Origin of the sequence: Halochromatium glycolicum, assembly GCF_016584085.1 — a bacterium.
Classification (GTDB): domain Bacteria; phylum Pseudomonadota; class Gammaproteobacteria; order Chromatiales; family Chromatiaceae; genus Lamprobacter; species Lamprobacter glycolicus.
In genome coordinates, this window is the sequence record NZ_NRSJ01000014.1 from 72,403 (window position 1) to 93,551 (window position 21,149).

At 64.9% G+C, this 21,149-nt stretch carries 21 protein-coding genes; 6 read left to right on the plus strand and 15 right to left on the minus strand.

Going from position 1 to position 21,149, the window contains the following annotated elements; genetic code table 11:
• Positions 1-112 precede the first annotated feature (112 nt).
• A complete protein-coding gene (gene hslU, locus CKO40_RS09715) occupies positions 113-1,447 on the plus strand; it encodes an ATP-dependent protease ATPase subunit HslU (RefSeq protein ID WP_200346006.1) in 1,335 nt (444 codons plus the stop codon).
• A gap of 369 nt (positions 1,448-1,816) precedes the next feature.
• Positions 1,817-2,179 (plus strand): gamma-butyrobetaine hydroxylase family protein, encoded by a 363-nt coding sequence (locus tag CKO40_RS09720; protein ID WP_200346007.1) that lies wholly within the window; start codon positions 1,817-1,819, stop codon positions 2,177-2,179.
• A gap of 11 nt (positions 2,180-2,190) precedes the next feature.
• On the opposite strand, the gene ubiB is transcribed toward CKO40_RS09720, so the two are convergent.
• The 8 genes from ubiB to CKO40_RS09760 form a co-directional block, all read right to left on the minus strand.
• On the minus strand, positions 2,191-3,858 hold the full coding sequence (ubiB, locus tag CKO40_RS09725) for a ubiquinone biosynthesis regulatory protein kinase UbiB (protein ID WP_200346008.1): 1,668 nt from the start codon (positions 3,856-3,858) through the stop codon (positions 2,191-2,193).
• A gap of 24 nt (positions 3,859-3,882) precedes the next feature.
• On the minus strand, positions 3,883-4,551 hold the full coding sequence (locus CKO40_RS09730; protein WP_200346009.1) for an SCP2 sterol-binding domain-containing protein: 669 nt from the start codon (positions 4,549-4,551) through the stop codon (positions 3,883-3,885).
• Positions 4,548-5,297, minus strand: coding sequence for a bifunctional demethylmenaquinone methyltransferase/2-methoxy-6-polyprenyl-1,4-benzoquinol methylase UbiE (gene ubiE / locus CKO40_RS09735; RefSeq protein WP_200346010.1), 750 nt, complete (start codon positions 5,295-5,297; stop codon positions 4,548-4,550). Before ubiE ends, CKO40_RS09730 begins: the two co-directional genes overlap by 4 nt.
• A 78-nt stretch (positions 5,298-5,375) precedes the next feature.
• Positions 5,376-6,050 (minus strand): SPOR domain-containing protein, encoded by a 675-nt coding sequence (locus CKO40_RS09740; RefSeq protein WP_200346031.1) that lies wholly within the window; start codon positions 6,048-6,050, stop codon positions 5,376-5,378.
• A 50-nt stretch (positions 6,051-6,100) separates the two neighbouring features.
• Entirely contained in the window at positions 6,101-7,882 is a 1,782-nt protein-coding gene (gene argS / locus CKO40_RS09745; protein ID WP_200346011.1) for an arginine--tRNA ligase, read from the minus strand.
• A gap of 219 nt (positions 7,883-8,101) precedes the next feature.
• Positions 8,102-8,524 carry an alternative ribosome rescue aminoacyl-tRNA hydrolase ArfB gene (arfB, locus tag CKO40_RS09750; protein WP_200346012.1) on the minus strand — a complete coding sequence of 141 codons (423 nt, stop codon included), beginning with the start codon at positions 8,522-8,524 and terminating at the stop codon, positions 8,102-8,104.
• 306 nt (positions 8,525-8,830) lie between these two features.
• Positions 8,831-10,378: a DEAD/DEAH box helicase gene (locus CKO40_RS09755; RefSeq protein WP_200346013.1), complete on the minus strand. Its 1,548-nt coding sequence runs from the start codon at positions 10,376-10,378 to the stop codon at positions 8,831-8,833.
• Between the two features lie 349 nt (positions 10,379-10,727).
• Positions 10,728-12,503 carry a DEAD/DEAH box helicase gene (locus tag CKO40_RS09760; protein ID WP_200346014.1) on the minus strand — a complete coding sequence of 592 codons (1,776 nt, stop codon included), beginning with the start codon at positions 12,501-12,503 and terminating at the stop codon, positions 10,728-10,730.
• A gap of 320 nt (positions 12,504-12,823) precedes the next feature.
• On the opposite strand from CKO40_RS09760, the gene CKO40_RS09765 reads away from it, so the two are divergent.
• On the plus strand, positions 12,824-13,276 hold the full coding sequence (locus CKO40_RS09765) for a YaiI/YqxD family protein (protein WP_200346015.1): 453 nt from the start codon (positions 12,824-12,826) through the stop codon (positions 13,274-13,276).
• 64 nt (positions 13,277-13,340) lie between these two features.
• Here CKO40_RS09765 and CKO40_RS09770 read toward each other — a convergent pair whose 3' ends face one another.
• Both CKO40_RS09770 and CKO40_RS09775 read right to left on the minus strand, forming a co-directional pair.
• Positions 13,341-14,117 carry a lysophospholipid acyltransferase family protein gene (locus CKO40_RS09770; protein ID WP_200346016.1) on the minus strand — a complete coding sequence of 259 codons (777 nt, stop codon included), beginning with the start codon at positions 14,115-14,117 and terminating at the stop codon, positions 13,341-13,343.
• Between the two features lie 249 nt (positions 14,118-14,366).
• Positions 14,367-16,571: a primosomal protein N' gene (locus CKO40_RS09775; protein WP_200346017.1), complete on the minus strand. Its 2,205-nt coding sequence runs from the start codon at positions 16,569-16,571 to the stop codon at positions 14,367-14,369.
• Positions 16,572-16,855: 284 nt separating this feature from the next.
• On the opposite strand from CKO40_RS09775, the gene CKO40_RS09780 reads away from it, so the two are divergent.
• From CKO40_RS09780 to CKO40_RS09790, 3 genes are all read left to right on the plus strand, one after another.
• A complete protein-coding gene (locus CKO40_RS09780) occupies positions 16,856-17,485 on the plus strand; it encodes an HNH endonuclease (RefSeq protein ID WP_200346018.1) in 630 nt (209 codons plus the stop codon).
• Positions 17,482-18,360, plus strand: a complete 879-nt coding sequence (locus CKO40_RS09785) for a fructosamine kinase family protein (protein ID WP_200346019.1) — start codon at positions 17,482-17,484, stop codon at positions 18,358-18,360. The genes CKO40_RS09780 and CKO40_RS09785 overlap by 4 nt, the downstream gene beginning before the upstream one ends.
• Positions 18,361-18,551: 191 nt before the next feature.
• On the plus strand, positions 18,552-19,064 hold the full coding sequence (locus CKO40_RS09790; RefSeq protein WP_200346020.1) for a SixA phosphatase family protein: 513 nt from the start codon (positions 18,552-18,554) through the stop codon (positions 19,062-19,064).
• A gap of 345 nt (positions 19,065-19,409) precedes the next feature.
• Here the strand turns inward: CKO40_RS09790 and pufA (CKO40_RS09795) are convergent, their stop codons facing one another.
• The 5 genes from pufA (CKO40_RS09795) to CKO40_RS23950 form a co-directional block, all read right to left on the minus strand.
• The gene (gene pufA / locus CKO40_RS09795; RefSeq protein ID WP_200346021.1) at positions 19,410-19,580 is read right to left on the minus strand and encodes a light-harvesting antenna LH1, alpha subunit; all 171 of its coding nucleotides are present in this window, start codon (positions 19,578-19,580) and stop codon (positions 19,410-19,412) included.
• Positions 19,581-19,659: 79 nt separating this feature from the next.
• The gene (pufB, locus tag CKO40_RS09800) at positions 19,660-19,803 is read right to left on the minus strand and encodes a light-harvesting antenna LH1, beta subunit (protein WP_200346022.1); all 144 of its coding nucleotides are present in this window, start codon (positions 19,801-19,803) and stop codon (positions 19,660-19,662) included.
• Between the two features lie 133 nt (positions 19,804-19,936).
• A complete protein-coding gene (gene pufA / locus CKO40_RS09805; protein ID WP_200346023.1) occupies positions 19,937-20,164 on the minus strand; it encodes a light-harvesting antenna LH1, alpha subunit in 228 nt (75 codons plus the stop codon).
• Positions 20,165-20,204: 40 nt separating this feature from the next.
• Entirely contained in the window at positions 20,205-20,348 is a 144-nt protein-coding gene (gene pufB / locus CKO40_RS09810; protein ID WP_200346024.1) for a light-harvesting antenna LH1, beta subunit, read from the minus strand.
• Positions 20,349-20,969: 621 nt separating this feature from the next.
• A partial coding sequence (locus CKO40_RS23950; protein ID WP_207173538.1) for a hypothetical protein occupies positions 20,970-21,149 on the minus strand: 180 nt, incomplete at its 5' end.

The following is a 21,149-nucleotide window of genomic DNA, read 5'->3' on the forward strand; positions in this document are numbered from 1 at the left end:
CGTTGCCGGTGCCCCGAGCGGGTTGGCGGCATCCTGGTCCAATGCACCGAATCCACACAGCGCGTCACCGGGCTCAAGGCTGCTGACGCGCCCAACGAAAAGCGCTGCTGCCATGTCCGATACCACCCCGCGCCGAATCGTCGCCGAGCTCGACAAGCATATCGTTGGTCAGGATGAGGCCAAGCGGGCGGTCGCGATCGCACTGCGCAATCGCTGGCGTCGGGCCCAGATCCCCGAGCCGATGCGCTCCGAGATCACGCCGAAGAATATCCTGATGATCGGTCCGACCGGTGTTGGTAAGACCGAGATCGCCCGCCGGCTCGCACGCTTGGCGAATGCCCCCTTTATCAAGGTCGAAGCGACCAAGTTCACCGAGGTCGGCTATGTCGGGCGCGATGTCGAGTCGATCATCCGTGATCTGGCCGATATCGCGATCAAGATGGAGCGCGAGGAGGCGATGCAGCAGAATCGCGGGCGTGCTGAGAGCGCGGCCGAGGAGCGTATCCTCGATGCGCTGCTGCCGCCGCCATCGGACTTCGACGAGGACAGCCGGGGTGGAGGTGCCTCCTCTGCGACGCGGGACAAGTTCCGGCAGAAGCTGCGTTCCGGTGATCTAGACGACCGCGAGATCGAGATCGAGGTCAGCCAGGCGCCGCTCGGGGTCGAGATCATGGCCCCGCCCGGCATGGAGGATATGACCAATCAGCTCCAAGGGCTGTTCAAGAACCTCGGCTCCAACCGCTCCAAGCGGCGCAAGCTCAAGATCAGCGAGGCGCGCAAGGTGCTGCTCGACGAGGAGGCCGCCAAGCTCATCAACGAGGAGGAGATGAAGCTCAAGGCGATGACCAATGTCGAGCAGAACGGCATCGTCTTCCTCGACGAGATCGACAAGGTCACCCGCCGCGCCGAGCAGAGCGGCGGCGCCGATGTCTCGCGCGAAGGCGTCCAGCGCGATCTGCTGCCGCTGGTCGAGGGCAGCACGGTCTCGACCAAGCACGGGATGGTCAAGACCGATCACATCCTGTTCATCGCCTCCGGTGCCTTCCATCTCGCGAAGCCTTCGGACCTGGTACCCGAGCTGCAGGGCCGGCTGCCGATCCGGGTCGAGCTCCAAGCGCTGACCTCGGACGATTTCATCCGCATCCTCACCGAGCCCGACGAGTCGCTGACTGACCAGTATGCGGCCCTGCTCGGGACCGAAGGCGTCACCATCGACTTCGTTGAGGACGGGATACGGCGCATCGCCGAGATCGCCTATCAGGTCAACGAGCGCACCGAGAACATCGGCGCGCGCCGGCTGCACACGGTCATGGAGCGGCTGCTCGAAGACGTCTCCTTCAATGCCACCGAGATGGACCGCGTCAGCGTCACCATCGATGCCAATTACGTCGATCAGAACCTCGGTGAGCTCGCCGCCGACGAGGACCTGTCGCAGTACATCCTCTGAGCTGTTACCCCCGAAAGGGCTTCTGACGGGCACCGTGCTCCAATGTCTCCGGGTGAGCTGCGGTCCGTTTCTATACCCATCGCAAACCGATTTTCGGCTTTCCTCGACCGCTCCGGGTCGCGTAACGGCGCTCGGGGGACGCCGTCAATCCATCCCTGGAGGCTTGACGACGGCATCCATGCCGTCGACACCCCCGCTCGCCGTCACCCGACCCTCCGCTCTGCCGTGCCGAGCATTGACGTGCTTTGGGTATAACAGGCAAGGCTTCTCGGGCACTGGGGTTTTGCGCCGCCTTCGCTATCGGCTGCTGCGTCCCCATCATCGAGTGCAACCCGCAGTCGCGGACAAGATCCACAACAAGGAGTCCTCATGCCGACACCAACCGAGTTCAATCTTCATCGCAGTTCCCGCGTGCTGGAGATCACCTTCGATGATGGTGCGCACTTCAACCTGCCGGTCGAGTTCCTGCGCGTCTATTCGCCCTCTGCCGAGGTCCAGGGGCATGGGCCTGGACAGCGCGTGCTGCAGGTCGGTAAGGAGGATGTGAACATCGACAAGATCGAGCCGGTCGGCAACTATGCCGTCTGCCTCTTCTTCGACGATGAGCACAACACCGGGATCTACTCCTGGGAATATCTCTACAAGCTCGGCCAGAACCAAGCAGAGCTCTGGAAGACCTATCTCGAGGAGCTAGAGAAGGCGGGGCACAAGCGCAAGGTGCGGCCTTCCTGAGGTTCTCAGGTTCAGCTGCGGCGCGAAAAGATCAACAGTCGCCAGAAGATCGCGAGACTGGTTACGAACATCGCACTCGCGGCGATCGGTGCGACCAGTGGCCAGGGCAGGATCTCCGGTGGTGGCAGCAGGAGCAGGGTCGTGCCAAGGGTTGCGAGCACGATCGCGATCAAGACCGAGCTCGAACGCCGCTCGCTGTCCCGGATCTGGGCACCGAGCTCGGCGAAGCTGCGGTTGCTGCCTTCGGGATAGAGGGCCGCCTCGTGCTCGAGCTGATCGATAATCCGAGTGAGCGCGATCGGTAGCTCGGGCAGCCGCTCGGCGAGCGCCGGCCAGTTGTAGGCGAGACGCCGGCTGAGCATCCGCGGGCCGATCTGCTCGCGCATCCAGCGCTCCATGAACGGCTTGGCGGTGGTCCAGAGGTCGAGCTGCGGATAGAGCTGGCGGCCCAGCCCCTCGATGTTAAGCAGGGTCTTCTCGAGCAGGACGAGCTGCGGTTGGATCTCCATGTCGAACCGACGTGCGGTCTGGAACAGATTGACCAGGAAGCCGCCGAACGAGATCTCGGAGAGCGGCTTCTCGAAGATCGGCTCGCAGACGGTCCGGATTGCGGACTCGAATTCCTCGACCCGGGTGCCGCGCGGGACCCAGCCTGATTCCACATGGAGCTCGGCGACACGCCGATAATCGCGGCGGAAGAACGCAAGCAGGTTCTCGGCGAGATAGCGCTGGTCCTCTTTGGTCAGGGTGCCGACGATCCCGAAATCCACTGAGATATAGCGGCCGGTCGGCTCGACGAAGATGTTGCCGGGGTGCATGTCGGCGTGGAAGAAGTTGTCCCGGAACACCTGGGTGAAGAAGATCTCGACGCCGCGGGTGCCGAGCGAGCGCATGCTGATCCCCTGCTCCTTGAGCTGATCGACCTGGGAGACCGGGGTGCCGTAGATGCGCTCCATCACCATCACGTTCGGCCGGGTCCAGTCCCAGAACACCTCGGGGATATAGAGCAGCTGGCTGTGCTTGAAGTTGCGCCTGAGCTGCGAGGCATTGGCGGCCTCGCGCTGGAGGTTGAGCTCGTCGAAGATGGTCTTCTCGTATTCGCGCACCACCTCGACTGGCCGCAGCCGTCGCCCATCCGGCCAATAGCGCTGCGCCAGATGCGCAAAGGTCAGCATCAGGTCGACGTCGCGGCGGATGATGCGCTCGATGTCCGGGCGCAGGACCTTGACGATGACCTCTTGCCCGTCCTTGAGCCGCCCCGTATGGACCTGCGCGATCGAAGCACTGGCGAGCGGCTGCTCCTGGAACTCGTCCAGCACCGTCTCGATCGGCTGACCCCAGGCCTTCTCGATCAGCCGGCGGGCCTCCGGCGCCGGGAACGGGGGAACGCGGTCCTGCAGGCGCGCGAGCTCCACCGCCAGCTCCTCGGGCAGCAGGTCGACACGGGTCGAGAGCAGCTGACCGAACTTGATGAAGATCGGCCCGAGCTCCTCGAGTGCCAGCCGGACCCGGACCGGATAGGCCGGGAGATTGCGTCGATACCAGTGCCAGGGTGCCAGATAGAGGAAGAAGCGCAGCGGCCGGAATAGCTTGGTCGCGACGATGACCTCATCGAGACCATGCTTGAGCAGCACCAGGTTGATGTGGAGCAGCCGCAGCGACTGCGAGAGGCGAAACATGCGCAATCCGACCCGCTGCTCAGGCTAGACGGGGCCTGCGCTTGTATCGGGGTCGCCGGTTTGGCGGGTCAGCCGATCGATGCGTGCTTCGATGCGCTCGACGTCGTCGCGTAAGCGGTCGACCCCGTCCAGGAACGCGTTCATCTCGGGCTCGCTCGGCAGAAAGCGGCCTTCCTCGATGAGATACTCGCGCAGATCGGTGGTCAGGAGCTGCCCGCTGCGTCCACCCCAGCGGCTTGCCGAACGCACTTGGTCACCAATGCGGTGGGCGAGTGCATCGCCGACGAGCTTTGCGAGCTGCTCTTCCCAGTCGATATCGAGCCCCTTGATGAGCTCGCCAAGCGATTGCGCGAGGCTGTTGTCGCCATCGATGGTGACGGCGCCACTGAAGACCTCATCTTCGCGATGCTCGGCCAGGGCCATGCTCAACAGCGCGGCCGGTGTGGCGCGGACCACGCAGTCTGGCTCGGCCGCATAATCTCCGTACAGGCGCAGCGCGTCGGTCTCCGGGACCAGGTGGAGGTGCAGCCCGATGCCCATGAGCTCAACCCGCAGCACACGCCCCTGGAGCTTGGCGAGGGCCGCCGCCCCTTCCGGGTCGAGCGCGAGCAGACGATTGATCAAGGCCTCGACAGCCGCCAGCGCGGCGGTCGGCGGCGCCACATAATCAGTGGGCTCGGGTTCGCTGCTCACAGCTTGTAACCGCGGTGGATGGCGACGATGCCGCCAGTGAGATTGACGAACTCACAGCGCTCGAAACCCGCCTGTTCCATCATCGAGCGCAGGGTCTCCTGATCGGGGTGCATCCGGATCGATTCGGCCAGGTAGCGGTAGCTGTCCGCATCGCCGGCGACGAGCCGTCCCAGATTCGGAAGCACCGAGAAGGAATAGAGATCGTAGGCCTTCGCCAACGGCTTGGTGGTCGGATGCGAGAACTCGAGGATCAGCGCCCGGCCGCCGGGTCGGAGCACGCGACAGATCTCGTTCAGCGCGTACTGCTTGTGGGTGACGTTGCGCAGCCCGAACCCGATGGTGACGCAGTCGAAGCTGTTCCCGGCGAAGGGCAGCGTTTCGGCGTCGGCCAGCACATAGTCGAGGTTGCCAACGATGCCGGCGTCGACCAGACGCTCACGCCCCTGTGCGAGCATGGCCTGATTGATGTCCGACATCACGACACCGCCGTCGGCGCCGACAATGCGTGCGAATTGCTCGGCGAGGTCGCCGGTTCCAGCCGCAAGGTCGAGCACCCGCTGCCCGCGCCGTACGCCGGCCAGCTCGATCGTGCGGCGTTTCCAGAGCCGATGGATGCCGAGCGACATCAGGTCGTTCATCAGGTCGTAGCGGGTCGCGACCGAGTCGAAGACGGCGCGCACGCGGCTGGCCTTCTCCTTGACCGGGACTTCCTGATAGCCGAAATGGGTGGTCTTATCGTCGGACATCGCAGGCGGTGCTCAATGGACACGGCTGGTTAATGGCGCGAGTGTACACCTTCGGGGCCAAACCCGAGCTGAGAGGTGTCAACGGGCGCGGATCATGATGCTTTCCTGGCCTTCGCGGGCGAGCTTGGCGCTCAGCGACTGTGCCTGGGTCTTATCATAGGTACCGGTACGGACACGATGATAGGTCTGACCGTTGTCGATGGTCACGGTCTGGATACGGGTCGGGATGTCCTTGAGCGCGAGCTGCGCCTTGAGCCGCTCGGCATCGGACGAGCTGCGGAAGGACCCCACCTGGAGCAGGTAATCGCCGCTGCCGCCCGGCGCGCTGTCCTGCGCGCTTCCAGGCGCGGTTTTCGGGGTCGGTGCCGTCTCGGCCGAGGTAGGCGTTGGCTGCGGGAGACGCTGATCCCTTGCCTGGGGTGCCGAGTTCTGGACTGGTGGCGCTTGCTGGGGCGCGGTTGCGGCCGAAGGAGGCAGCGCTGTCGGTTCGGCAGGCTCCTGCGGGGGAACCACGACCTCTTCCTCCGGTAGCAGGCTGTAGAAGTCGAAGGTGCGTTCCTGTGGCGGTTTCGGTGGTGGGCGGGTGGTTGCCTGCTCGTTGAGCTGATCGGCGCCGGGCTCGTGGATCATCCAGGCATAGCCGACGCCGAAGGCGCCGATCAGGCCGCCAAACAGGAACCAGAACGCGCAAGACCCGCGGCGGGCATCGCGCCGCCGCTTGGGGGTGGGGTTGCGGCGATAGTCTTTGGTCATGACCGTCCGCTGGCTGCTGTCGCCTGGATCGCGCCCATCATCGTTGTCGCTCACATCTGCGCTGGCGCCGAAACGCCGATCAGCCCGAGCCCGTTGCGAAGGACCTGCCGCACGCCCAGGATCAGCTTGATGCGTGCGTCGCGCAAGGTCCCATCATCGACCAGGAACTGGTGGGCGTTGTAATAGGTGTGCAGCTCATTGGCAAGCTCGCGCAGGTAATGCGTCAGCAGGTGCGGTTCGTGGCTGAGCGCTGCTGCCTCGACGACCTCGGGATAGCGTGAGAGGGTCTTCAACAGGGCCAGCTCGTGCTCGGTCTCAAGCCGTTCCAGGTGTTTCGTGCCGCTGCTCGGCTCGACCGGGATGCCGCGTTCCGCTGCTTGGCGGAGCACGCTCTCGATGCGCGCGTGGGCGTACTGGCAGTAGTAGACCGGATTGTCGGCGGACTGACTCTTGGCCAGGTCCAGATCGAAATCCATGTGTTGCTCACAGCGGCGCATCACATAGAAGAAACGGGCGGCATCGCGGCCGACCTCCTTGCGCAGCTGGCGCAGGGTGACGAACTCGCCCGAGCGCGTCGACATCTGGACCTTCTCGCCGCCGCGATAGAGTACCGCGAACTGGACCAGCAGCACGTCGAGCCGTTCGGCCTCGTCGCCCAGGGCCTTCAGGGCTGCCTTCACCCGCGGGACATACCCGTGGTGATCGGCGCCCCAGATGTCGATCACCCGCTCGAAGCCGCGCTCGAGCTTGTCCATGTGGTAGGCGATGTCGGAGGCGAAATAGGTCGTCTGGCCGTTGTCGCGCACCAGGACGCGGTCCTTCTCGTCGCCGAAGGCACTGGAGCGGAACCAGAGGGCGCCGGCCTGCTCGTAGACATGGCCACCTTCGCGTAGGCGCTCGATCGCGCGGTTGACGGCGCCACTCTCGGTGAGGGTGCGCTCGGAGTACCATTCCTGGTAACTGGCGCCGAACTCGGCGAGGTCTTGGCGGATGTCGTCCAAGATCGTATTGAGGCCGAGCTCGAACACGAAACGATAGCGGTTGTCCCCGAGCAGCCGTTTCGCGTTCTCGATGAGCCCATCGATATGGGCCTCTTTGTCCCCGTTCGGCTCGCCATCGATCTCGTCAGGGGGCAGGCCGGCGAAGACCTGTCCGGCCTCGGCGCGATAGGCGTCGCCGTGCTCGCGGTGCAGGCTCGCTGCGATATCCCAAACATAGTCGCCCTTGTAGCCATTGCTCGGGAAGGCGAGGTCTTCACCACAGAGCTCTAGGTAACGCAGCCAGACCGATGCGCAGAGGATATCCATCTGTCGGCCGGCGTCATTGACATAGTATTCGCGGTGGACGTCGAAGCCGACCGCCGTGAGCAGGTCGGCAACGACAGCACCATAGGCGGCGCCGCGGCCATGGCCCACGTGCAGTGGGCCGGTCGGGTTCGCCGAAACGAACTCGACCTGGACGCGCTTGCCGGCCCCGAGCCGCGAGCGCCCATAGTCGGGGCCTTGAACGCTAATCTCGGCGAGCTGGGCGTGATAGGCATCGGCGGCGAGATGGAAGTTGATGAAGCCTGGGCCAGCGATCTCAATGCGTGCGACTGCGCGTGAGCTGGGCAGGGCGGCGGCGATGCGCTCGGCGAGATCGCGCGGCCTCATCCCGGCGCGCTTGGCCAGCACCATCGCCACGTTGGTCGCAAAGTCGCCGTGCGTCTCGTCGCGGGTGCGCTCGATCTGCGGTGTCGGCAGCTGCCCTTGAAAGGCCTCGAGCGTCAGCGCGCCTTGCGCAACGAGCTGCTCGAGGGCGTCCTGCACGAGTCCTTGGATCTGTTGCTTCATCGGTTCTCGAGTGTCTTCAGGGTCGTGCGATCGTATGGCGATGGATCGCACGGTATCGTTCGCTGCACGGGCTCGCTGAGTCTGCGGTTTGGGCCCGTGCGCGCTGGCGTCGGTTACTGCGCAAGGATACGGAAAGCGGCTGTTGGCTGCCAGATCGATTCCGGCCCGGAGCTTGGTCCGGGAGGTTCATCAATCGGCCTCAGCGGACGCGCTGTCAGCTCAATCGCTTGAGCCCACCGATCGGCGCAGCGCCTTGATTCGACCACGCTGTTTCTTCTCATCGAGGCGTCGCCGCCTTGCAGCCCGCGATGGCCGCGTCGGTTTACGCGGCTTGGGCGTCTGGCTGGCCCGGCGGATCACCGCGGCCAGGCGGGCGCGTGCGTCGGCGCGATTGCGCTCCCGGGTGCGGAACCGGTGGGCCTGGATGTGGATGACGCCGTCGCCGTCGATCCGTCGATCGCCGCTGCTCAGCAGCCGCATGCGCACCGGTTCCGGCAGGGAGGGCGAGTGCTGCAGATCGAGGCTCAGCTGCACCGCGGTGGCGAGCTTGTTCACGTTTTGCCCGCCCGGGCCGGGTGAGCGCACGAAGCGCTCATCCAGCTCGCTCTCAGGGATGCGGATCGTTGGCGTGATCTCGAGCATGCGGTGGGTGATCGGCGCTGGTCTTGCCGTCGCGATTTCGCCTCGTCCGATAGCGCTACAGGGGACCGGCCTCGCGCTCAGCACTGGCAGCACTCAGGCGTTCAGCAATCAGGCGTTCAGCGCTGAGGCGTTCAGCGCTGAGGCCGGGCCAGGCGAGATCGACTGGCAACTGTCAAGCGCCTCCAAACTCGTTGTCGATCCTGTCTCGTGTTGGATCGACGCGAGGATCAACTGCCGCCGGTCGCCTGGGCTCGGTCATGTCCCGGATGATCGCGCTGCCCCGTGCTCTGCCCCACGGCAGCCGCCTCAATCGTCACGGCCGCCGCCGAGCAGGGCCGGGATCTCCTGTGGGCGGCCTCGCCTCGCATGTCGGTGATGGCTTGTGCGCGCCTCGCTGCCCAGCTGCCGCGCGTGGCCGCGCCCATGGCCGCGTTTGGCGGCCGCTGCCCTCGGCTCGGCCGCCTCGTCAGGGCGGCGCCTCGTATTGGCACCGGCCGTCGCTTGAGCCGGTGCCCGGTCCGCAGTGCGACCACCAGGTTGTTGCTCCGCCGCCGGGCGGCGCGCGTTCCGTGGTTGACTCGCCCGGCGTTGGGCTCCGCGCGGTTTCCCGTTCCCGGCGCGTCGAGCGCCCGGATCACCGTTGCGGCCGCCGCCGCGGCCGTTCTGGATCGGCTCCGCTGCAATGTTGGGGTCCGGCTCGTAGCCCGGTTGGATCACCTTGGGTACTGGACGTTTCAGCAGGCGCTCGATGTCGCGCAACAGCTTGTGCTCGTCGACGCAAACCAGAGAGACCGCCTGACCCTCGCGTCCGGCCCGACCGGTCCGGCCGATCCGGTGCACGTAGTCCTCCGGCACGTTCGGTAGCTCGTAATTGACCACATGCGGGAGCTGATCGATATCGAGCCCGCGGGCAGCGATATCGGTCGCGACCAAGACCCGGACATCGCCGCTCTTGAAACCGGAGAGCGCCCGGGTGCGCGCGCCCTGACTCTTGTTGCCGTGGATCGCCGCGGCGCTGAGACCGTCGCGCTCGAGCTGCTCAGCGAGCCGGTTGGCGCCGTGCTTGGTGCGCGTGAACACCAGGACCTGACGCCAGTCGTTGGCGCCGATCATGTGGCTGAGGAGCTCGCGCTTGCGCTGTCGGTCGACCGGGTAGACCACCTGATCGATGCGCTCGGCGGTGCTGTTGCGCGGCGCGGCCTCGATCAGCTCGGGCTTGTTCAGCAGGCGCTCGGCGAGCTGCTTGATCTCGTCGGAGAAGGTCGCCGAGAACAGCAGGTTCTGCCGTTGGTGATTCGGCGGCAACAGCGCGAGCACCTTTCGGATGTCATGGATGAAGCCCATGTCGAGCATCCGGTCGGCCTCGTCCAGGATCAGGGTCTCGACCCGAGAGAGGTCGACGGTGCCCTGGCTGGCGTGATCGAGGAGCCGACCCGGGGTGGCGACCAGGATGTCGACACCGCGGCGTAGCTGCTCGATCTGCGGATTGATCTTGACGCCGCCGAAGATCACCGCTGAGCGCAGCGGCAGATGGCGGCCATAGGTCTGGATGCTGTCCTGGACCTGAGCGGCCAGCTCACGGGTCGGGGTCAGCACCAGCGCGCGGATCGGCCGGTGCGCGCCAGACTGGGCTCGCCGGCCGGACTGACTGGAGGGCTCCGCGCGAAGACGTTGCAGTAACGGCAGCGTGAAGCCGGCGGTCTTGCCGGTGCCGGTCTGGGCAGCGGCCATCACATCGCCTCCGGCGAGGATGGTCGGGATGGCCTTGGCTTGGATCGGGGTGGGCTGGCTGTAGCCCTGCTCGCGCACGGCGCGCAGGAGCTCGGCGGATAGGCCGAGGGTGTCGAACGACATGGTCTGGTCTCCAGAAGGGCCCTCCCTACCACACGGGCGGGAGCCGGTCCGGGCTGGATGAGTCGGTGCCTTGGCGGCAGTGCTTGGAGGTCAGCAGAGAACCCTGGTCCATGCGCCGAGCCGGCGGTTCAACGCGGCGGGGGCTTAGAGCAGGAAGAGCGGCGAACGGCTCAAGCGTGTTTCGGCGGCTGCGGCGACGGATCGCCTGCACTCGCGAGCGGTGCCGACCGGTCCAGGCACCCGAAGCCATTAGGCTAACACAAAACCGACCTCGGCGATCTGTTTCAGTTCTTGTTTCTGCTTTGTCTCGTCATCCGGCGCGGATCGGTACCGACCTGACTGTTTGGGCTCAACGGTCAGGGGCTGATCGACCGGGGGCTGATCGACCGGGGGCTGATCGGTTCGGACCTGATCGCTTTGGACGCTGCTGGCGCTTGCCCCGGGGGCCGGTCTGCTCGTCGTCGGCGCCGGCACGGGTGATCGCGAGCGGCCGTCCGCAGACGCGCGTGCGCTTGAGCTCTTGCAGGATCTCGTGGGGTATGCCGGTGGGCAGGTCGACGAAGCTGAATGCGTCTTCGATCTCGATGCGGCCGATATGGCGTGCGTCGAGGCCGGCCTCATTGGCGATGGCGCCGACGATATTGCCGGGCTTGACCCCGTTGCGGTGACCGACGGCGAGGCGGAAGCGCTCCATGCCTTGCTCCGGCCCTGAACGCTGCCGAGCGGAGCGCTTGGGGCTGTCATGGCGCGGCGCTTGGCCGCGCTCTCGCTGCTCACGCTGGCGCCTCGGCTGCTCGGGGACGGCCTCCAGCAGCAGCGGCTGATCGCCGATCGACAGCTTGGCCAGGGCAGCAGCGATCTCGAGCGCCGGCACGTCGTGCTCTTCCTGGTATTGCTCGATCAGGCTCTGCATGAAACCGAGCTCGCCCGCCGCCAGCGTATCGGTGATGCGCTGCTTGAAGTCGGCGATGCGCTTGTTGTTGACGGTCTCGGTCGAGGGCAGCGTCAGCGGCGCGATACGCTGGCGCGTCGCGCGTTCGATGCTCTGCAGCATGCGCCGCTCGCGCGGCGCGACGAACAGGATCGCCTCGCCGGCGCGGCCGGCCCGACCGGTACGACCGATCCGATGGATGTAGGCCTCGCTGTCGTAGGGGATGTCGTAGTTGATGACATGGCTGATACGCTCGACATCGAGGCCGCGGGCGGCGACATCGGTGGCGACCAGGATGTCGAGCTCCCCGCTGCGCAGTTGCTCGATCATCTGCTCGCGCTGCTGCTGCGGCATATCGCCGTTGAGTGCAGCGGCCGGCCAGCCGCGTGCCGCGAGCCGGGCTGCGAGTTCGCCAGTCGCGGTCTTGGTGCGCACGAACAAGAGCAGGCCGTCGAACGGCTCGACCTCGAGGATGCGTGTGAGCGCATCGAGCTTATGCATGCCGCTGACCAGCCAGTAGCGTTGCCGGATGGTCTCTGCGGTTGCCGTCGCAGACTCGATGCTGATGGTCTGCGGGGCGCTCAGGTAGCGGTTTGCGATGCGCTGGATCGCCTCGGGCAGCGTGGCCGAGAACAGCGCGATCTGGCGCTCGGGCGGGGTCTGCTCCAGGATCCACTCGACATCATCGATGAAGCCCATGCGCAGCATCTCGTCGGCCTCATCGAGCACCAGTGCCTGCAGGGCGTCGAGACGCAATGTGCCCTTACGCATATGATCCATCACCCGTCCCGGCGTGCCGACGATCAGATGCACGCCGCGCTTGAGCTGCCGGATCTGCCCGCCGTAATCAGAACCCCCGTAGATCGGCAGCACCTGGAACCCGGCCAGAGCGCTGGCGTAGCGTTGGCAGGCCTCGGCGACCTGGATCGCCAACTCTCGGGTCGGTGCGAGCACGAGGACCTGCGGGGCGCGGCGGTTGAGCTCGATCCGGGCCAGCAGCGGGAGCACGAAGGCGGCGGTCTTGCCGGTGCCGGTTGGGGCATGGCCTAGGATGTCGCGTCCAGCCAGCAGCTCTGGGATCGTGGCGGCCTGGATCGGCGACGGCGTCTCGTAGCCGACCGCATCCAATGCGTCCAGCAGCGGTTTGGGGAGGCCGAGCGTGGCGAAGCTCGTGACGGCAGAAGGGTCGGACATCGGAATGATCTTGGTCAAGTGGGCGGGGGGAGGCAGGACGCAACGATGGGCTTGGCCAGTGCGGCCAGGCAAGCCGAGCGAGGACAGCCGTGCGCGCCGGGTATGTATAGGCAATCATGCTGAACGCCGGACGAGATCGATGCGCAGGACCTGAACCCTTTGGCGCCTTCTGTCCGGCGATCAGGTGAAATAGCGATATGATGCGCCAGGGATGCGGCGAGAGATGGACCAGCGCGGCGGATAACCTCACAGTGTAGCGCAGTTCTGGTCATCGGCTGGAAACAATCGACAACGGCGGCTGTGCGCCAGAGAGGAAGAGGATGCAGATTTGGGTCGATGCGGACGCCACGCCGAGCCCGGTGAAGGTGATCCTGTTCCGTGCGGCACAGCGGACCGGTGTGCCGGTGACCCTGGTCGCCAATCAGCCGCTTGCGGTGCCGCCGTCACCGCTGATCCGGACGGTGCGGGTCGGTGCCGGCTTCGATGTCGCAGACGACTATATTGCCGCGCATGCGACTGCCGGCGATCTGGTCATCACCGCCGACATCCCGCTCGCCGCCAAGCTGGTCGCGAGCGCGTGCCAGGTCCTCAGTCCGCGCGGCGAGCTGTTTACCGCCGAGACCGTGCGCCAGCGTCTGTCGATGCGCGACTTCCTGGAGACATTGCGCGCCAGTGGCGTGGAGACCGGCGGGCCGCCGGCCTACAGCCAGGCTGATCGCCAGGCGTTCGCGAACGCGCTCGATCGCCTCCTGGCCAAGGCGATGCGGGCCTAGCTGACCGGGCCGACGCCTCGCGAGGGCGGGTCTGGGTGGGTCGGGGCGCGCGCCGGGGCGATGCTCAGTCCGAGGACGCCGAGGTGGCGAGCTCGCCGGGATACTGGGCGCGAATCCAGGCCTGGGTCTCGGCCGTGATCTGCTTCGGCGAGCGTCCCTCGGTCGGCAGCGGCGGGCCGATGCGCAGCCGAATCGTGCCGGGCAGCCGCATCAATGATCGGTGCGGCCAGCAATCACCGCTGTTATGGGTCATCGGCAGGACCTCAACCCCTGCACGCGCGGCGAGCATCGCGCCGCCAAGGTTGAAGCTGCCCAGCGTGCCCGGTGCCTGTCTCGTGCCCTCCGGGTAGATGACGACGCTGATACCCTCATCGAGGCGCTGCTGACCAACCCGAAGCAGCGTCTTCAACGCCTGCGAGCCCTTCGCTCGGTTGATGGCAATCGGCCTGAGCAGGGCTAGTCCCCAGCCGAAGAAGGGGACCCAGAGCAGCTCGCGCTTCACGATGGTCGCCTGTGGCGACACAACCAATTGGAGATAGAAGGTCTCCCATTGGCTCTGGTGGTTGCACATGACCACCACGGGCCGATCCTTCGGGATGTGCTCGCGGCCTTCGACCTCGATGCGTACGCCGTTGAGTCGACGCAGCAGCCACATCGTTGCGCGCGACCAGAGGTTGACGAAGCGATAACGCTGCTCGAACGACTGGAACGGGGCGGCCGCGAGGCATAAGAGGCTGTGGACGATGCCGATCAGGTTGTAGAGCACGAAGAACAGCAGGCTCAGCAGCCGGATCTTGAGGCTCGGTTGGCGTTTGCGGGCGTCGTTCGAGGGGGTGGGCATAGGGCAGCACTGTGATCGATGAGGGGCAACGATTATAGTCAGGCCCCCTTGGTCGCGGACATGACCGGAACGGGCCGTTGACCGGTCCCCCATTGGAAGAGCCGTTTGGGTGAAAGCGACGCTTGAGCGAGGTTCAAGCTCAGGCCGTTGTTGAAGGCTCCGGGCCAGATCATCTGCGGTGTCAGAACGGCTGCCGCATCCAGAGCTCTCCCGTATCAGGGCATCTCCCACATCAAAGCATCGTCCACATCAGAGCATTTCAAGGGGGTCCACGTCGATGGACCAGCGTAGCCGTCGGTTGCCGGACAACCCCCTGAGCGCTGGCAAGAGGACCCGGATCAGCGCGTGCAGCGGAGCACGCTCGGGGCTTTGCAGCAGTAACTGGGCTCGAAAGCGCCCGGCTCGACGCTCCATACTGGCCGGGGCCGGCCCCCAGACCTGAATGCCCTGATGAGCGAGCGCGATCGCGTGCCCACGCGCCCTCTCCAAGAATTCGAGGGCAAACTGTTCTTCGCGGCTGTCGGCGCGGACCAGGGCCTGGAAACTGAATGGAGGCAGTGCCGCGTCGGCGCGCTCGGCGAGGGCCGCGGCAGCGAATGCGCCATAACCTTTGCGGAGCAGTTGCTGCAGATAGGGATGGTTCGGATGCCGGGTCTGTACCAGCACGGTGCCGGGCAGTTCGGCACGGCCGGCCCGTCCGGCGACCTGAATGAGCAACTGCGCCATACGCTCGCCGGCACGGAAGTCGCTGCCATAGAGACCATGGTCGATATCCAGGATGCCGACGAGCGTGACGCCGGGCAGGTGGTGGCCCTTCGCCAGCATCTGGGTGCCGAGCAGGATCGGATAGGCACCGGCTTGAGCGGCGGTGAGGACGCGCTCGAGCTCCCCTCTGCGGCGGGTGCTATCGCGATCGATCCGAGCGAGCGGGATACCCGGAAAACGTTGGCGCAGACTGTCTTCGACGCGCTCGGTGCCTTGCCCGAGTGGACGCAGATCCGGCGACTCGCAGTAGGGGCAATGCACCGGCAGGTCGGCCTGATCCCCGCAATGGTGACAGACGAGCCGCCCTCTACCACGATGAAGCGTCATCCGTGCGTCGCAGTGACGGCAGACACTGATCCAGCCGCAGTCATGGCAGGTCAGAACCGGCGAGAAGCCGCGGCGGTTTAGGAACAGCAGCACCTGATTGCCGGCTTCGATCACCTCCCCCATGCGCGTCAGCAGTGCATGGGAAAGACCGGTGACCAGGGGCTGGGACCGGATGTCCGCGAGCAGCAGCCGTGGCGGGCGGGCGCCCCCGGCGCGCTGGCGCAGCCGGAGGTGGCGGTAACGGCCCAGCTCGGCGTTCCTGAGGGTCTCGAGAGACGGTGTGGCGGAGCCCAGCAGCACCGGGCAATCGGTCATCTGCGCACGCCGCACCGCGACATCGCGTGCCGAGTAGCGGAAACCGTCTTGCTGCTTGAAGGAGACGTCATGCTCTTCGTCGACGATCACCAATCCGAGCTCGGGCAGCGGCGTGAAGACCGCCGAGCGGGTGCCGAGCACCAGCCGTGCTGACCCGCGTGCGGCGCGTAGCCAGCTCGATGCGCGCTCGCGCTCGGCCAACGCGGAGTGCAAGACCGCGCGTTCGACGGGTATGCGCTGCGCAAAGCGTTCGGCAAGCTGCGGCGTGAGGCCGATCTCGGGAACCAGCACCAAGACTTGTCGACCTCGAGCGAGCGTGTTGAGGATCAGCCGGATGTAGACTTCGGTCTTGCCGCTTCCGGTTACGCCGTCGAGCAGAAAGCAGGCGAAGCCGAGGGTCTGATCGATTCGATCGACGGCCGCCTGCTGCTCTGCGTTCAGCTCGGGCAGCGGAGCGGGTGTGCCGGCGCTCGGCGGGGACCCATCGTCCAGAGGGACTTCGGCGCTGGCAGGCTCGAGGAGCCCCTTGCGCTCGAGCGATCTCAACGCGGCCCGGCAATCGCCGAGCTGTTCGCGCAGTGATGCCTCGTCGATCCCCTCTGGATGGGCCTGCAGGATCGACCAGACCGCGCGCTGACGCGGTGCGCGGGCAAGGAGACCGTCATCAACGGCCCTGGCGTCGATCGGGATGCGCCAGCCGCGCCGGCGCTCCTTGAAGTCGGTATCGGCCCGGCGCAGGCGGGCGGGGAGTGCTGTGAAGAGGGCCTCGCCCGGGGGGCAGTGGTAGTAGGCCGAGGCCCAGTTGAGCAGTTCGAGGTCCTGAGGCGTCAGCAGGGGGCCATCGTCGAGGCAGTGCTCGATCTCCTTGAGCCGGTGGTCGGCGACAGCCGATTCGGGCTGGCGATCAACGACGAGGCCGAGTCGGCGTCCACGGCCGAACGGCACCAGCACCCGTCTGCCGATCTCACAGTCGAGCCAGCCGGCGGGCAGGCGGTAATCGAAGAGCTCAGGCAATGGCGCGGCCACCGCGACCCGGACGATCGCCATCGTCTGCTCCTCAGGGGGGCGAATCTCGGGTGAACGCTCGAGGCCTGGCATGGGTCCGATGTGATGGCTGCGGTGCGGCGGCGCCTGTTAGGCCGCGGGCGGCCTGGATTGCAGGGGGATTGAATGCGGCGAGCCGAGGCTCGATCGGCCTCGTCGCTGCGGGACCGGCCTATTGGCTGCGCTGGGATCGAGCCTGTCGCCTTGCCCGGTCCGGTCAACCGTGTATTATTGCCGCGTCGATCCGCTCGCTGTCGAATTCGATATAGAGGACAGGGTATTGCGCCATGTTGTCACTGAGCCAACAAGTCCTGCGCACCGATCTGGCGGGCATGCCGCTGGAATGGATCGACTATCGGGCGGCGGCACGCCTCTATTTCCTCGGGCAGGTCGCCTACGCCTGCGGTAATCCGATGATCCTGCTGCGCGGCGGGATCAACGCGCGCACGCGCGAGCGCAGCGAGCTCGCGATCCATTCGATTATCGCGACCCACGGCACCCATCATGGCCTGAGCAAGCTGGCCGACGATTACACGCCGCCGCTCTCGAACCGGACCCTGTTCCAGCGCGACGATCATCTCTGCCTCTACTGTGGCGGGCGCTTTTCGGCACGCCATCTGTCGCGCGATCATGTCCGACCGGTCAGCAAGGGCGGGCGCGACGAGTGGAACAACGTTGTGACCGCTTGTGTCCGCTGCAATAACTACAAGGCCGGGCGGACGCCCGAGGCGGCGGGTATGCAGCTCCTCGCGGTGCCCTTTATACCGACGCATGTCGAGTACATCTACTTGATGGGGCGTAACGTGCTCGCGGACCAGATGGCATTCCTGCGCGCCCACTTTCCGCGTACCAGTCCGCTGCTGCAGCGTCTCCCGGATACCGGCCCACTCGTGACCAACGACCTACCAACGCAATGACGGATTGGCAATCGATCGCAGATCAGATCGCAACGGCCTCGGGAGGCCCATTCAGCCCGGGGCGTCCGCAGACCGTCGGCGGCGGCTGTATCAACCGAGCCGTCGTGCTCGATGACGGCCAGCGGCGCCTATTCGTCAAGCTGAACGCGGCCGATCTGGTGACGATGTTCGAGGCGGAGGCTGCAGGTCTGGCTGAGATGGCGGCGACCGACAGCATCCGTGTCCCGGTCCCGGTCTGCACCGGCGTGGCCGGCCACGAGTCGTTCATCGCAATGGAGTACATCGAGCTCGGCGGCGGTCGCGGCGATGCCGCCGAAGCCGGCCGCCAGTTGGCCGCGATGCACCGCTGCACGCGCGAGCGTTTTGGCTGGGACCGGGATAACACGATCGGCTCAACGCCGCAGCCGAATCGCGAGCACGAGGATTGGGTGAGCTTCTGGCGCGACCAGCGGCTCGGCTTCCAGCTCGAACTCGCTGGTCGCAATGGCTATCGTGGACGTCTCCAGCAGCGTGGGGGGCAACTGCTCGACCGTTTTGGCGCGCTGATCGATCAGGACCCGGCCCCCTCGCTGCTGCATGGCGATCTCTGGGGAGGTAATCTGGGCTATGCCCGCGGCGGCGAGCCCGTCATCTTCGATCCGGCCTGTTACTACGGTGATCGCGAGGCCGATCTTGCGATGACCGAACTGTTCGGCGGATTCGGCGGGCAATTCCGGTCAGCCTATGAAGACGCTTGGCCGCTGCCGGCTGGCTATCAGGTCCGCAAACAGCTCTACAACCTCTACCATATCCTCAATCATCTGAACCTGTTCGGTGGCGGTTATCTGAGCCAGGCCGAAGGGATGATCGACCGACTCCTCGCCGAGCTGCGCTAACGTTCATGGCACAGTGTGCCACCCCGGACGATCAATGTCGCGTGATTCAGGGTAACGCCTTCATCGGCGTGCGTGGCCGCTTCCTTCCGATTCCGTTACGGTTATGTTAAAAGGCTTCCGGTAGCGGACGGGGGCTAGACCGCCGTCCGCTGCATCACCTCCCTCCCTCCGTTCCAACCGCTGGTTATCGAATGTCTCGCGAGCTGCTGTTGCTGCGGCATGCAAAGTCCGACTGGGACACTGATGCAGCCTCTGACATCGAGCGCCCTCTCGCCAAGCGCGGAAGGCGCGAGGCCCCGCGAATCGGAGAATGGCTCTATCGTGAGGGGCTCGTTCCGGCTCTGATCGTGAGCTCACCGGCAGAGCGTGCGCGCGAGACGACACTGAAGGTCTGCAAAGGACTCGATTACAAGAAGCGCGATGTCCAATGGGACCTGGCTGTCTACGATGCCGGGCTTGATGAACTGCTTCAGGTGCTCGCCAAATATCCTAAGGAACCGGCAAGCCTGCTATTGGTGGGGCACAATCCTGGGCTCGAGGATCTGCTGCGCTATCTCACCGACGGCGATCTCGAGGAGCTGGCCAATGGCAAGCTACTGCCAACTGCGGCGTTGGCAAGGCTGGAGATGCCCGAGGACTGGTCTTCGCTTGTGGCTGGCGCTGGCGTGCTGGTGAACCTCGTTCGCGCCAAAGCGATGAAGTAGTCCGCCCGCTGCTGCGGGTTGTTGCTAAGAGGTCCTATCAAAATGCCTGGCTAGCCTACACAGGCTGCGGATTTGTTGGACCGTAGAGGGCATTCTGGTCGCGCGATCTAAAGATAGGCCAGTCTGTTGCGCATCCTGGCGCGCTATGACTGGCGCCCAAACGGCCAGCGCCGGTCCGCGATTTCGCTCCGATGTCTCATGACATTCGAGGCTAACCGCGAGACCGGCGCTTGGTGCGATCTTCTTGATCGCAGCTGACCGCTGAGACCCCTTGACGGCCTCAATCGGTCAGTAACAGCGGTCTATCAATCTCTCAATAGGCCGCTGCGGCTCTAGGCAGCTTGATCAACCGCCCCAGTACGCGCCGTACGGGCTAACGGTGAACAGGAAAGCGTGGATCAGGATGCCGAGCAGGAACACGGACATCAGGATCGGGACCAGCCATGTGCCAGGATTCAGGACGAGCCAGACCTTCCAGTCGTCTTCAGGATTTTTTGGTTTTTGGATTTCGGCCATCTTTTTGCCCTCTCTTGCAGGGTATCAGGTGTGTTGCTTGGAGCGTGCTAGATCGGTAACCGATCAAAGCGTCGGTTGCTCAGAACCAGGGCTTCCAGGCCAAGACGAGAATATGAGCAACAGCGGCGATACCGACAAACGCGGTGTAGGTGACCTTGAATTGCTCGTGGAATTCTTTCGCTTGATCAGGGGTCAGGCCCGAAAGGCTTGCGGGGTCGGCCATTTTGTTGTCTCCGTTGAGATCAAAGGATGCCGCTTGTCGTGATTGCGGCGGTCATCGTTGCTCCGAGTCAGGAGCCAACGAGAAGCGGTAGCGGAGTCTGCGGCGAGCCGTCAGCTCCTTCGGCGAATAGTTTTTATTCAGCTGGCGCGGCTGCAGGTGCCGGAGCAGCCTCAACGGCAGGCGCTGCGTCAGCAACCCAGTACTCGCTATAGGGGCTGACCGAGAACAGGAAGGCATGGATCAGGATGCCGAGCAGGAACACAGACATCAGGATCGGAACCAGCCAAGTTGCAGGATTCAGGACCAGCCAGATGCGGTAGTCTTGCTCTTTCGGCTTGTAATTGAAGACGTCTTGGAACATGAGTTAAATCCTCTAAATCGAGATTCGGGTCAAACTGGAATCAGAACCAGGGCTTCCAGGCCAGAACCAGGATGTGTGCCACAGCAGCGATACCGACGAACGTGGTGTAGGTGATCTTGAATTGCTCGTGGAATTCTTTTGCTTGCTCAGGCGTCAGGCCCGAAACGCTCTTCATGTCAGCCATTTACATACCCTCCGTTAAGGGTTCGATGACAGTACCGCACCAGTCTGTGCGGCGGGACTCGACCCGACGTCAGGCGTCGGATCGAACTGTACGACCGGCGATGCCGGGGGCCTCTCCTTGGGCCGTGATCGCGTTTCCATGGCTGTCAGTTTAGTTTGACAGCACTAAATGTCAACCCAAATGTACAGAATCGATTGTGGTTTCTTTTTGGAGCCGTGTTCAGGGGTTGTAACACTCTGAAGAGAAAGAATAAAACGATCCTTTCGCCAAGTGTCTCGGCAGGCTGACAACGACGAAGTTGACACCATTCGGCGGTTTGCAGGGGCGAAAACTCGGGTGAGCAGCCGATTCGGCTCCAGCGAGAGCGACCGCTGAGCTGGGCTCGCGGTCATAGGAGCGGACGGTTCGAGATGAAGAAACGCTGTTTAATGAGGCGCTTAGCGCATGGCCGGTGGGTCGGACGCTGATTCTTGGGGCGTTGCAAACGACAGCAGCCGAGATCGGCAAGAGACTGATCTAGCGCAAAGAAATTGGATCGGGGCAGGGCCATCCAGCCGAAGACCCTCGCGTCTCGGTGCACGCAAGCGGTCGTCAGGTTGGCGCAGCGGTCGACAGCAGTGTCTATGGATAGGGGGACGCTCGGGCCATTGTTGCCATGCTGGTGAGCCCGGTCAGCAGGGTGTGGGCGGTGACGCGGCAGGTCTGGCAGGTAAGGTGGCAGGTCTGGCTGACCGCCGTTGAGGGGAGGTTGTGGCTCTGCGTGAGCTGGTCGGGGGCGAGACGAGGGGGATGGCTCGGGAA

What these genes read in the sequence shown, in the direction of transcription:
- hslU (WP_200346006.1), top strand. Translation starts at nt 113, where the DNA reads ATGTCCGATACCACCCCGCGCCGAATCGTCGCCGAGCTCGACAAGCAT.
- CKO40_RS09720 (WP_200346007.1), top strand. Translation starts at nt 1,817, where the DNA reads ATGCCGACACCAACCGAGTTCAATCTTCATCGCAGTTCCCGCGTGCTG.
- ubiB (WP_200346008.1), bottom strand. Translation starts at nt 3,858, where the DNA reads ATGTTTCGCCTCTCGCAGTCGCTGCGGCTGCTCCACATCAACCTGGTG.
- ubiE (WP_200346010.1), bottom strand. Translation starts at nt 5,297, where the DNA reads ATGTCCGACGATAAGACCACCCATTTCGGCTATCAGGAAGTCCCGGTC.
- CKO40_RS09740 (WP_200346031.1), bottom strand. Translation starts at nt 6,050, where the DNA reads ATGACCAAAGACTATCGCCGCAACCCCACCCCCAAGCGGCGGCGCGAT.
- argS (WP_200346011.1), bottom strand. Translation starts at nt 7,882, where the DNA reads ATGAAGCAACAGATCCAAGGACTCGTGCAGGACGCCCTCGAGCAGCTC.
- arfB (WP_200346012.1), bottom strand. Translation starts at nt 8,524, where the DNA reads ATGCTCGAGATCACGCCAACGATCCGCATCCCTGAGAGCGAGCTGGAT.
- CKO40_RS09755 (WP_200346013.1), bottom strand. Translation starts at nt 10,378, where the DNA reads ATGTCGTTCGACACCCTCGGCCTATCCGCCGAGCTCCTGCGCGCCGTG.
- CKO40_RS09760 (WP_200346014.1), bottom strand. Translation starts at nt 12,503, where the DNA reads ATGTCCGACCCTTCTGCCGTCACGAGCTTCGCCACGCTCGGCCTCCCC.
- CKO40_RS09765 (WP_200346015.1), top strand. Translation starts at nt 12,824, where the DNA reads ATGCAGATTTGGGTCGATGCGGACGCCACGCCGAGCCCGGTGAAGGTG.
- CKO40_RS09770 (WP_200346016.1), bottom strand. Translation starts at nt 14,117, where the DNA reads ATGCCCACCCCCTCGAACGACGCCCGCAAACGCCAACCGAGCCTCAAG.
- CKO40_RS09775 (WP_200346017.1), bottom strand. Translation starts at nt 16,571, where the DNA reads ATGGCGATCGTCCGGGTCGCGGTGGCCGCGCCATTGCCTGAGCTCTTC.
- CKO40_RS09780 (WP_200346018.1), top strand. Translation starts at nt 16,856, where the DNA reads ATGTTGTCACTGAGCCAACAAGTCCTGCGCACCGATCTGGCGGGCATG.
- CKO40_RS09785 (WP_200346019.1), top strand. Translation starts at nt 17,482, where the DNA reads ATGACGGATTGGCAATCGATCGCAGATCAGATCGCAACGGCCTCGGGA.
- CKO40_RS09790 (WP_200346020.1), top strand. Translation starts at nt 18,552, where the DNA reads ATGTCTCGCGAGCTGCTGTTGCTGCGGCATGCAAAGTCCGACTGGGAC.
- pufA (WP_200346021.1), bottom strand. Translation starts at nt 19,580, where the DNA reads ATGGCCGAAATCCAAAAACCAAAAAATCCTGAAGACGACTGGAAGGTC.
- pufB (WP_200346022.1), bottom strand. Translation starts at nt 19,803, where the DNA reads ATGGCCGACCCCGCAAGCCTTTCGGGCCTGACCCCTGATCAAGCGAAA.
- pufA (WP_200346023.1), bottom strand. Translation starts at nt 20,164, where the DNA reads ATGTTCCAAGACGTCTTCAATTACAAGCCGAAAGAGCAAGACTACCGC.
- pufB (WP_200346024.1), bottom strand. Translation starts at nt 20,348, where the DNA reads ATGGCTGACATGAAGAGCGTTTCGGGCCTGACGCCTGAGCAAGCAAAA.